This is a genomic window from Geminocystis sp. (genome assembly GCF_041753295.1).
Classification (GTDB): domain Bacteria; phylum Cyanobacteriota; class Cyanobacteriia; order Cyanobacteriales; family Cyanobacteriaceae; genus Geminocystis.
On the sequence record NZ_JBGSUU010000114.1, the window covers coordinates 1 to 10,977 of the forward strand.

The following is a 10,977-nucleotide window of genomic DNA, read 5'->3' on the forward strand; positions in this document are numbered from 1 at the left end:
GGTTAATTTTCTTAGTCATCCGTGGTTGGGAAAAAGGGAATACTCTCAAATATTAACATTTATAAGGCTTTCAGCTATTTGTTAATTTTTATTACTATTATCTTGACTTTTTGTTGATTTATTTAACTTCTAACGAATGATTTTAAATAAACAAAAAATAAGATGGACATGGTCGATTGTATAACCAAAAAGTCCATCTTTTTTTTAATTTTGCCCCGACTTTGAAAACACCCTGCTTATTAAGGGGGATTAAGGGGGATTAAGGGGGATCGTTTTGTACCTCACCATAACGAGAATTGCTATATATAATAATTACCTGTTTTTTGAGTAAAAATTGTCAAAAATACTCACTTTTTTGTTAATGTAGTATCTATAAACCCTTGATTTTAATAGCTTTCTGATTTATTTAGCAGACCCTACTTAGGTCGTCCAATCATAATGAGACAGCGATCGCGCCAAGTTTTAGTATTTTTTAGTTCTTGAAACAATTTATTCCATTCATAAAAGGCAATTTTAAAGGGATTATGAGATTGAAAAGGATGAGTTAATCCATACACCAGAGGATAATTAGAGTTTTCCGTGGCAAATGTACCAAATAGGCGATCGAAAATAATTAACATACCCCCATAGTTGCGATCGATGTATTCTGGATTAGAAGCATGGTGAACTCGATGATGGGATGGCGTATTAAACACCCACTCAAACCAACCTAGTTTGGGAATTAGCTCAGTATGAATCCAAAATTGATAAAGTAAGTTGATGGCTAGAGTAAGTACGATCGCACTTGGAGCAAAACCTAACCAACACAGTGGCAGAAAAAACAAGTAATTTCCCGATAACCAAGCTGTCCAACCCAATCGAAAAGAAGCGGATAGGTTAAAATAATTTGCCGAATGATGAACCGCATGAGTTGCCCATAACCAACGAATTTCGTGAGCAAATCGATGATACCAGTAGTAAAAAAATTCAACCCCGACAAACAGGAAAAAAATTGTCCACAGATGATCTAAAGATATTGTCCATAAACGATGTTCCCAGACATAAGAGTAAACTCCTAGGGGAATCACAGCGAAAACCGTGTTAGTAATTCTATGTCCGATCGCCACCCCTAAAGAAGCAAAACTTTCTTGCCAAGAAAAATTGAAGTTGTGGCTCGACTGAATCAAAATAACTTCTACCACAATAGTGATCAATAAAAGCGGATATAAATGATAAAGGAAATCGTATGACATAATAATGCAAGATTGAGAAATAATCGAATAAAAAATAGGGTAAGAAGAATTTCATCCCTATCCTGTGATTGTGGCAATTAAACTACAAATACTCTCATCAAAGTGTTATTTGTTGATTGTGCGATTAGTGGTTTGAGAATTACCGTTAGAACCCGTACGAGTGGTGTTTTGCTCTCCATTACCCCAAGTGCGATTAGTGGTTTGAGAGTTGCCGTTAGAACCTGTGCGAGTGGTGTTTTGCCCTCCATTACTCCCAGTGCGATTAGTGGTTTGAGAGTTGCCGTTAGCACCTGTACGGACAGTTGTTTGTTGAGCAAAAACTGCTCCATTATTTAATGTGGAAAATGCTAATCCGAGGGCTAAAGAAAAGCTAAAAAATGATTTGGTCATGGTCTGTTTCTCCTAATATATAAACTAAAACAATTACTTAGATTGATATGTAACAAATCTGGACTTACCCACGGGGAATGAAAAACTGTCATGCTGAGCTAATACAGGCATGATGCCTATTCCACGGAATCTCCAAGCCTTGATTTTTGGTTAAATTGGGTAAGTCCTGACAAATTTAATTTTGTGAGCTTTGAGCTTTTTGCTGAATCTGTTGTTTTTGTTCTGGGGTAAGAATATTACCAACTTCAGATTGCATTGTTTGCATAATGTTTTTCATTTGGCGACGTTGTCGAAAGGAAAGATTGAGGGACTGAACAGCCGATCGCATATCGTTACCCTGAGAAAGGGAGTTTTTTAGTTGATCTTGTTGCGATGAAGATAATATAGTTTGTAATTGAGATTGAGTTTCTTTTTTTACTGCTTCAAGTTTAGTTTGCTGTGACGCACTAAGTTCGATTTCAGCTAAAGCAGGAGGCAAAAGAGTTACTGAATTAGATTGAGCTTGTGCCATAAGAGGAAACATGGAAGTTGATGCGATTAATCCACTGCCAAGCCAAGAAATAAATTTTACCTTCATAATTGTTAATCGGTGTTTGTTGATTAGTTTGTACATTTACAATATAAGAATTGAACCTATCGAATGAGTAGAGAATAAAGTCCTAACTTTTCGGGACTTTAGTCCTAAGTTGAGCAAAGATTTTCTTTGATATAGTGATGGGCAAAACCAAAGCAATTATCTTTATTGCCATGAGTTCATATCCTCAATCTCGATCGTTTTTACTGCACTTACTTATGATTCTGGAGTGGGTGTTGCTAGGTATTGTCGCCATTTCGCAAATAATTGTCGTATTTTTCACCACGCTGCCGAATTTATTAATTGTCAATATTTTCGGGTTAGGATTATTTGCTTTACTAGGGCGAATGAATCCACAACAATACATCTCTAAGTTAATTTATACTCTGATAGAATTTGTAGTTATTTTTTGCTTGATATTTTTCGGCAATCTTGTATTACCTACAATCTTATTTGTGATATTAGTCATCCGCAACGGTATGCTATGGGAAAAACCCTATGGAGGGCTAGTTACAGGATTTGCTTTCGTGGGTTGTATTATCGGTCTGAGTTATAATTTGTTTAGTCAATTTCGACCTTTCAATATTCCTTCTGATCAAATTGGCGTAGTTTGGATTAGTGCTTTTTTCTCCATTGGCTTGATAATTTTATTTCTCCATCTGTTAGTTGATGCCGCCCTCAAAGAGCGTCAAAGACAAGAAGAATTGAGTGCAACCAATGCCCGTTTGCGAGAATATGCACTCAGGATTGAAGATTTGGCAACGGTACAAGAACGTAATCGAATTGCTAGGGATATTCATGATTCACTGGGGCATTCTCTGACTGTATTTGGCATTCATCTGGAAGGGGCGTTACGTCTGATGCGATCGCACCCTGATAAAGCTGAAGAACTGTTACGGGAAATTAAACAGCTTAATACAAGAACTTTACAAGAGGTTCGCCAATCTATCACCGTATTACGTTCTGATCCTTTGCAGAAAAAATGTCTGTCTGAAGCAATTACAGATTTAATGACAGAGTTTTATAAGTCCACTGGAGTGTTGCCGACATTAGATAATCAACTCAAATCTTTACTTTCCCACGAAGTTAATGTGGTCATTTATCGTATTGTGCAAGAGAGTTTGACCAATATTCGTAAGTATGCAGTAGCAACAGAGGTTAAAATTAGTCTTATTCAATCTACTACAGATTTAAAAATTACAATTGTAGATAACGGCAAGGGATTTGATTTGACTCAAAATACAACGGGTTTTGGACTTCAGGGAATGCGAGAACGAACATTAGCATTGAAGGGTAAATTAGAAATCATAACAGCACCAGATCAAGGTTGCCGTGTCATGGCAAAAATTCCCCTTTCAGGAATTAACTAAATTGAGATTGACTCTAGGATTCTACTGCGTCAATTTAGTGGAAGTCAGGGAAGAGGGAAGAGGGAAGAGGGAAAAGTGGTAATTTTGACGTTTTCATTATTAAAATTGATTTTAAAATTAAATTCGGTCGATGTCTAATTGGGCAGAGTACAAATCAGTCGGAATTTGGTGTCGTAAATTTAATGCGACTTTTGCCGCTACCGTTTTTCAGTAGAACACTTAAAATTAAGCTAGGACGCATCTAATCCCCTTTGAGAATAAATAAATTATGATTCGCATACTGTTAGTTGATGATCAAGATTTAATCCGACGGGGCTTAAATGCCCTACTCATCACAGATTCTCACCTAGAAGTGGTGGGGGAGGCTCAGAATGGTCAAGAAGCAGTCACCCTTGTCAGTCAGTTAAACCCTGATGTTGTCCTCATGGATGTACGAATGCCCATTAGTGACGGAGTGTCTGGTACTCGTCAAATCTGTCAAAAGTTTCCACACACAAAAGTATTGATGCTGACAACCTTTGATGACCAAGAATATGTATCTCAAGCACTACAGGCTGGGGCTTCAGGTTATTTGCTCAAAGATACTCCCTTTGAGGAGTTAACCCAAGCCATATACCTAGTTAATAAAGGCTATACCCAAATAGGACCTGGACTGGCGACAAAAGTGTTAGCTCAACCAAACAGCGTATTACAGCAAGAAGAGATAAAACCCTGGTTAGCATTATCACAACGGGAAAAAGATATTGTCTGTTTAGTTGCTCAAGGATATAACAATCGGGAAATTGCTCAATCTCTCCACATCGCAGAAAAGACTGTTAAAAACTACATTACCAGTATTTTAAATCAGTTAGAATTACGAGATCGAACCCAACTTGCGATCGCATCTCTCAAAGTCGGATTTTCAGATTTCAAAAAAATCATATAGTTGTAAGCCTGTTATGGTTTTTCCTCAATCCTAATTTATGAGCCTGAACATAAACACTACGAAGACCTTGATATTATAGGCTAATTTAAGTCTTTTTTTATCTCATTGGTGATTTATTAATTGTCTATTTGATGCTGAATATAGTTTTCAAGAACATTATTTATTAATACTTCATAACTATTTTCTTGAGCACGACTTTTAAACCAGTTTATGAGATCTGATTCTAACGTTATCTGTTTTGGATTTGCGAGGATCTTCGATTCTTTTTGCTGTCTTGAAAAAATCTTCATTAATTTTAGGTATATCGCTAAAATCAATATCCTCATCAGACATTTCCCAGACAATTTTTTGTCTTTCTTCTTTTGACATATCAGAAAAATTTTTCTTACTCATAAATTAACGTTCTAAATAAGGAAAACTTCCTGCTTTAAGCATAATAATCAAGTGTTCAATGCGTTCATATTCATCAAGTTCTTGTTTTTCTGTAGATGTAAGTTCACCAGTTTTACTCCGTGTTAATACGGAGTTGAGACGCTCCTGCATTTGAGCAGTAGGACGAAAAGCGACAATTTGTTCTGTTGTCGGTTTACTAGCTAAAAAATCGAGAATATAGTGATATATCTTAGCAGGGAGTAGCGGTTGTTGCAAACTCAATGCTAAAAGTTCAGGAAGTTGATCGCCTATTTGTAATAATTGTTCTGACAGTTCATCTGGAACTTCTAGGGTGATTTTTGCCATAATAAAAGTAGGTTGTGGGTAGAAGAATGGTATTGAGCTTGATAGATTTATTTTAATCTAGTTTCTGAGGCGATTTTCATAATCTCGTTCAGGAAAATTTGCTTAGTTTATTTTATTCTATACTTAAAAAATTCTACTATAAAATAGTTGGTTATATTAATACATTTAATCACTATAAAAAATAGCATAATTTTAGATTAATTTTACCCATGATAAAGAAGCAGAAACAGAATTATATAATCGAGAATCTGCTGTCCATAATTCCACACTGAAACGATTAGCTAAAGCTAAATAATGAGCATCATAAGTAGCAGGAAGACGAAATAAATTTGCTAGTTTCATTGCATCTCTGTGTAAGTCTTTATCTCCATAAAAACTAATATTTAAACTCATAGCTTCTTCTAGGAAATCTTGTGCTTCAGATTCAGTTATTTGTCCCGCAATAACAGCACGGTGAAAAGCATTGGTAACTTCATACATTATCAAGGTGGGTGCTATCAAAGTATAATTTTTTTCCTGCCATTCTCGTAACTTTTGAACATAAATAGAATCAGAATTATTTTGACTCAAATAACGAATTACAAAACTAGCATCAAGACAAATTTTATTAATATTCATTACTCTTTATTACTTGTTATTTTTACTTGCAAAATAACTATTTATCAGTTCATCTTGTTGGGCAATACGCTCATCTCTGGTAATTTTTATATATTCATCTAAAGGTGGTTCAAATGGTTTTCCTTGGCTTTTTGTAAAACTGTTATCTTGAACTTTATCAATTATTTTTTGACTATTTTTATTTTGTTGATTAAGTTGTATTCTTGACTCTAATAATTCTCTTTCTTCTGGAGTTAAAGAATCAATAATTGTTAAAATAGAATCCACTAATTTTATATTCATAGGTTTGATTTATACTCCTGTAAAGATTTTTGGAACTAACATCAAGTTTGGATAATTACTTATAAAAAAATAGATATGTCATGCTGATGGTAAGTGCTATAGCAATCATAAATAATTTATCAAGTTACCTATATTTTTATTTTTTTAGTAGTTTTTTTTCTTTTTGAAATTTTTGAAGTTGTTTTTTTTCTCAATAAAACTTTTGTTACTCGAAAACGTCGTTCTTCTTTTTTTAATTCTTCAGCCCTTGCTAAGATTTTTTTTTGACGTTCTTCTGGCATTTTTGCCATTATTTCTTCTAATGTTATAGCCATTGTTTTTTTATAACTAAAGTTTATTCAAATATTGTTGATAGCGAGAATCAGCTTTTTTAATCAATGTTTTATAAAATAGTTTTTGGCTAATACCTGATTTATCCCCACCTAATAATAAAATAGCATTTCTTTGAGGATCAAAACCAAAAGCTACTCGCCAAACACCATCATCAGCATTGAATCTTATTTCTTTCATATTTTTGTATTTTGATCCTTTCAATGTATCTACAAATGGTCTTTTTAATTGTGGTCCTTTTTCTTTTAAGCGATTGGCAATAGCTAACAGCTCATCTTGTACTTCTTGACTAAACTTATTAAGTTCTGGTAAAAAATCATCATGAAATAATATTTGCCAATTCATAGATTAAATATAAAATCAATACACTTTTCGTGCATTTATCATTATTGATTACATCACATTAATGGAATTTAATCATGATGATACTGGGCTAAAGTTGAACCACCAATAATATAACGAGTTACTTGTTTTATCTCCTTAACATTCCCCGCTAAAGCTACCACAGGATTTTGAATGGTTATTAGTTGCAGTGCATTAGTTTTACAACCCCATACCACATATAACCAGTAACTATCCCCTAATTGTTGCGCCCTTCGCCATTCATTATTAGTTAGGCAAACATCTTGGTTAAAATCTGCTCTGCCTTTTACCTCAATCCTTCTTACTAGAACATTGTTACTATCATCTTCTCCATCTTTAACGCTACGAATATCAAAACTGCAACCATCCCGAAGTTGACTAACATCAGTGGGAATCCAACCCCTTTCCCTTTCATAGTTCATCACATATTCTATGGCGATCGCCTCTACTTCTTCATCAGTACGCATATTATTAATATGGGGAGTGGGAATAACTAAAGCAGTACCAAAATAACGTATCTTATCAGGACGCACTAACTGAAGGTAACTTAATTGATTTTTCTTATTGTTATAACGTTCTTGTAGTAAGTTAATCTTATTCTGGGCATTATCCCTCGCAATACGGAAAGTATCATCCCCTTTTGCCACCTTACTAGCTAATTTAAGGTAAGCACTACGAGCCTCTTTTATGGCTGAATTCATGGCTTGTTCAAGGTAATCCTGACGAATTTTTAATTCCCGTTGTCGTTTTTGGGATTCCTCTTGTTTGAGGGGAAATTGTACTTTTACCTTTAACCACTTCTCGATCGTATTTTGTTGTTCACTGGTAGGAGGAGAAAGCAAGGAAGTTCGATCGTCATTGGAAGGCACGAAGCAATCTTCTTGATTATCGGAATTTGGAGAGGTGGTACGATCGATCGTCATGACACCAAAACCGTCATTGGGAGGCACGAAGCAATCTTCTTGATTATCGGAATTTGGAGAGGTGGTACGATCGATCATCATGACACCAAAACCGTTATTGCGAGGGGTATTTCCTGTTAAATCTTTATCAGTAAAGTTTTCCTCCCCCGAAGCAATCCCTGAGATGGCTTCACTATCGTTCGCCATGACACTCCCAGAATAGTCATTGGGAGGTACGAAGCAATCTTCTTGATTATCAGAATTTCGAGAGATGGTACGATTGATCGCCATGACAGAGGAGGAAAAGTTCCTCATGACAGAAGGATTATAGACAGAAGATAAATTTTCGAGTTTAGTTATATCAAGAGGGGTAAAATCATGAAGACAATCCGTAGAAATAAGCTGATATTCCCCCTCAACTTCCTCTAAGACAGCCTTCATTACTGCCCTAATAATAGTGGGTTTACCCTTTCTTCCCCAGTAATTTCCACCTGATAGAAATGAATCCGATAAGGTTTAACCGCATCAGTATCACTAAACAAAGCCGACTGGAAGCCCACCGTTTGAGCTAACTTATAGTCTAACCGTTCCGAGATTGCCCCAAATAAAGGATGCGCAGGGGAAACAAATTCCCCATCCGCATAGGATAACTCCTCTAACTTCTCCTTATAAAAAGTAAACTTCTTATATTCCTTTTCTGCGATACCTAATTTTCTTCCCGCATCCAAAAGAGGAGATCTAAATTCTTCCTTTAAATAGGGAATACGCCATAAACCATCCGCTCTAACCTCTAATTTTATCCCTAGATAATCACAGGCACGGGCAAAAAATTCCTCCACATAACGAGGCATTAACCGTCTTTCTTCTGAAAGAAAATCTTGCTCTTTGGTTTTGCGCACTTGAGACAAATCCACATGGGAAGTAGCCAAAGCGATACCTGTTGCCTCTTCTAATTCCTTTAGTTTATCAGGATCTAATTTTTCTACTGTTTCATAGGCTTTTTCTTCTTCTGCCTTACCGTAGGTTGCCTCTTTGATTAAATCCTCAAAATTAATGTTATTTAGCTGTAAAAGTTGACCAATGACATCAAATACTTTGTCACCCATTACTGCTTTAATTTCCTCTAATTTTCGCAGTAATTTATTTAAAACGCTACCCTCAACGGTATTGATTGCCACGAAATTAAAAACATAAACATCCTTCGGTTGTCCAATACAATGTATTCTCCCCATGCGTTGCTCTAACCGATGGGGCGACCATGGTATATCATAGTTAATCATTAAGTGACAAAACTGTAAATTAATCCCCTCCCCTGCGGCTTCCGTTGCCAGACAAATTTGTTTATTAAATTGGAAATCCTTTTGAGCTATTTTGCGCGCGATCGCATTCATTCCCCCATGAATTTCACAGATAGAATAACCCCACTTTCCTAGATTTTCCTTCAAATAGCTTAAGGTATCACGATGTTCCGTAAAAATTAGTAACTTACCACCGCCACCTGTTAACTCATTAAACTCACTGCCTTCCAAACAATACTTGAGAGCATTTAACTTAGTTTCATCGCCTTTTTCTATGGTTTGCTCTGCTAATTTTACCAATCGCCGTAAATCTTTTAATTCTGTCTCTAATTCATCTAACTGCTCTGCTACGGTAGCATTTACAGAAAAATTCTCCAACTCATCTTCGGTAAAATCATCATCCTCTAATATATCCTCCACAACATAATTATTCTTACTTCTATTTTTTGGTGAATTATTGCTATATGAATTACGACTGTTTGAAAAGCTCTTGCTATCATCAGCCGAATTATTGGTATATAGATTACGACTATTGGAAAAGTCGTTGCTATCATCAGCCGAATTATTGGTATATGAATTACGACTATTGGAAAAGCCATTGGTAGCATCATCATTAGGCATTGAACCTTGATTAATACGTCCTAATTCTAATAATCGCTTATGTTGCTCATAGGTAGAGAGATTCCGCAACTCTTCGAGCAAGTCAGTAAAACGTTTTTCTCGTCTTTTGAGAGAACTATAAATAGCATTTAAACTACTGGCTAACCGCCGTTGTAAAACAGTTCTGGCTAAAGCAACCGCCCCTTGCTTTTTACCTTTAGTACGTCCTAAATAACAATTAATATACTCCGTCACCTGATCATATAAATACTTTTCCGTAGGGGATAGTTCAAAGGGTACTGTTTTAGCATTTCGTTCCTTAAACAGCTTTTTCCCTTCAAAATCCCTTAATTCTTCCTTAATCCGTCTTAAAACCAAGGAGACTCATCTAACTGAAGAATACGTGGATTTACTTGATTAGAGATAAATTGATCTTCATCGAGTAACCTTAAAAAATTATGAAACTGATCCGCATCCCCCTGATGAGGTGTTGCTGTTAGTAATAAAATCCTTTCCGTTATTTTTGATAATTCTTCTGCTAACCGATACCTTCCCGTGCGTCTTAACTCATCTCCTTGACTACGGGCAAAACATTTATGGGCTTCATCGATAATCACTAAATCCCAATCAACTTGTAAAATAGAAGGTAGTACATCATCACGCTTGGCAAAATCGATCGATGCAATACATTGACGGAATCTTTCCCAAGGATTACCACCCAACTGATTTTTAACCAGATAAGAATTAATAATTTCAAAAGTTTCCGAGAATTTAGACTTTAACTCATCCTGCCATTGTATGGTTAGAGGAGCAGGAGTTAAGATCAAAATTCGCTCTACCGCATGACGTAATTTTAATTCTTTGAGCAGTAAACCCCCCATAATGGTTTTACCCGCCCCTGGATCATCTGCTAACAAAAATCTTAGTCTAGTTTGGGGTAATATGCGTTGATAAACTGCTTCTAACTGATGGGGTAAAGGTTTTACACCGCTTAAACTAACGGCAAAATGGGGGTAAAAATCATAGGCTGTCTTAATCCTAGCGGATTCTATAAACAGAAAAAAACGTTTGGCATTTACTAAGGGTTGGTTATGGGCTTCTTCTTGGGCTTCTAATTCTAAAGCTGTTGCTAAATCTAGCATTGCTTCCGCTCGATCGCCCTCCTCCTTTTTTACTTGGAGTAAGACCGTATTATCTATCACATCCACCTGTTCAGAAGTTAAGGTGAAAAGCAATGTGTCAAGGGGTTTTCATAGAAAAAATTGTCCAAATTTTTCCCTTTATCTGGAAAAGGAGCAATAATCAATTTCATTCTTGGTTTTCTTTGTCTTTTGATAATTCCTAAATCTCTATTT

Annotated in this window: 15 protein-coding genes; 3 read left to right on the forward strand and 12 right to left on the reverse strand. The window is 35.8% G+C overall.

The window, feature by feature from the left end; all coding sequences use genetic code 11:
- Positions 1-416: 416 nt before the first annotated feature.
- The 3 genes from ACEW8E_RS14195 to ACEW8E_RS14205 all read right to left on the reverse strand — a co-directional run bounded on the left by ACEW8E_RS14195 (position 417) and on the right by ACEW8E_RS14205 (position 2,199).
- Positions 417-1,181, reverse strand: coding sequence for a sterol desaturase family protein (locus ACEW8E_RS14195; RefSeq protein ID WP_373481010.1), 765 nt, complete (start codon positions 1,179-1,181; stop codon positions 417-419).
- A gap of 156 nt (positions 1,182-1,337) precedes the next feature.
- Positions 1,338-1,622, reverse strand: a complete 285-nt coding sequence (locus ACEW8E_RS14200; RefSeq protein WP_373481011.1) for a hypothetical protein — start codon at positions 1,620-1,622, stop codon at positions 1,338-1,340.
- A 175-nt stretch (positions 1,623-1,797) separates the two neighbouring features.
- On the reverse strand, positions 1,798-2,199 hold the full coding sequence (locus tag ACEW8E_RS14205; RefSeq protein WP_373481012.1) for a hypothetical protein: 402 nt from the start codon (positions 2,197-2,199) through the stop codon (positions 1,798-1,800).
- Positions 2,200-2,336: 137 nt separating this feature from the next.
- On the opposite strand from ACEW8E_RS14205, the gene ACEW8E_RS14210 reads away from it, so the two are divergent.
- From ACEW8E_RS14210 to ACEW8E_RS14220, 3 genes are all read left to right on the forward strand, one after another.
- Positions 2,337-3,566, forward strand: a complete 1,230-nt coding sequence (locus tag ACEW8E_RS14210; RefSeq protein ID WP_373481013.1) for a sensor histidine kinase — start codon at positions 2,337-2,339, stop codon at positions 3,564-3,566.
- Between the two features lie 130 nt (positions 3,567-3,696).
- Positions 3,697-3,780 carry a DM13 domain-containing protein gene (locus ACEW8E_RS14215; RefSeq protein ID WP_373481024.1) on the forward strand — a complete coding sequence of 28 codons (84 nt, stop codon included), beginning with the start codon at positions 3,697-3,699 and terminating at the stop codon, positions 3,778-3,780.
- 54 nt (positions 3,781-3,834) lie between these two features.
- Entirely contained in the window at positions 3,835-4,491 is a 657-nt protein-coding gene (locus ACEW8E_RS14220; RefSeq protein ID WP_373481014.1) for a response regulator, read from the forward strand.
- Between the two features lie 198 nt (positions 4,492-4,689).
- On the opposite strand, the gene ACEW8E_RS14225 is transcribed toward ACEW8E_RS14220, so the two are convergent.
- From ACEW8E_RS14225 to ACEW8E_RS14265, 9 genes are all read right to left on the reverse strand, one after another.
- Positions 4,690-4,884: a hypothetical protein gene (locus ACEW8E_RS14225; protein WP_373481015.1), complete on the reverse strand. Its 195-nt coding sequence runs from the start codon at positions 4,882-4,884 to the stop codon at positions 4,690-4,692.
- 3 nt (positions 4,885-4,887) lie between these two features.
- Entirely contained in the window at positions 4,888-5,229 is a 342-nt protein-coding gene (locus tag ACEW8E_RS14230) for a hypothetical protein (protein ID WP_373481016.1), read from the reverse strand.
- Positions 5,230-5,421: 192 nt separating this feature from the next.
- On the reverse strand, positions 5,422-5,847 hold the full coding sequence (locus tag ACEW8E_RS14235) for a type II toxin-antitoxin system VapC family toxin (RefSeq protein WP_373481017.1): 426 nt from the start codon (positions 5,845-5,847) through the stop codon (positions 5,422-5,424).
- Between the two features lie 9 nt (positions 5,848-5,856).
- A complete protein-coding gene (locus ACEW8E_RS14240) occupies positions 5,857-6,129 on the reverse strand; it encodes a hypothetical protein (RefSeq protein WP_373481018.1) in 273 nt (90 codons plus the stop codon).
- A 128-nt stretch (positions 6,130-6,257) separates the two neighbouring features.
- Entirely contained in the window at positions 6,258-6,443 is a 186-nt protein-coding gene (locus ACEW8E_RS14245; protein ID WP_373481019.1) for a hypothetical protein, read from the reverse strand.
- A 13-nt stretch (positions 6,444-6,456) separates the two neighbouring features.
- Entirely contained in the window at positions 6,457-6,804 is a 348-nt protein-coding gene (locus ACEW8E_RS14250) for a type II toxin-antitoxin system RelE/ParE family toxin (RefSeq protein ID WP_373481020.1), read from the reverse strand.
- 68 nt (positions 6,805-6,872) lie between these two features.
- A complete protein-coding gene (locus ACEW8E_RS14255; RefSeq protein WP_373481021.1) occupies positions 6,873-8,165 on the reverse strand; it encodes a DUF3883 domain-containing protein in 1,293 nt (430 codons plus the stop codon).
- Positions 8,165-10,000, reverse strand: a complete 1,836-nt coding sequence (locus ACEW8E_RS14260) for a helicase-related protein (protein WP_373481022.1) — start codon at positions 9,998-10,000, stop codon at positions 8,165-8,167. Before ACEW8E_RS14260 ends, ACEW8E_RS14255 begins: the two co-directional genes overlap by 1 nt.
- Entirely contained in the window at positions 9,991-10,824 is an 834-nt protein-coding gene (locus tag ACEW8E_RS14265) for a DEAD/DEAH box helicase (RefSeq protein ID WP_373481023.1), read from the reverse strand. The genes ACEW8E_RS14260 and ACEW8E_RS14265 overlap by 10 nt, the downstream gene beginning before the upstream one ends.
- Between the last annotated feature and the right edge of the window lie 153 nt (positions 10,825-10,977).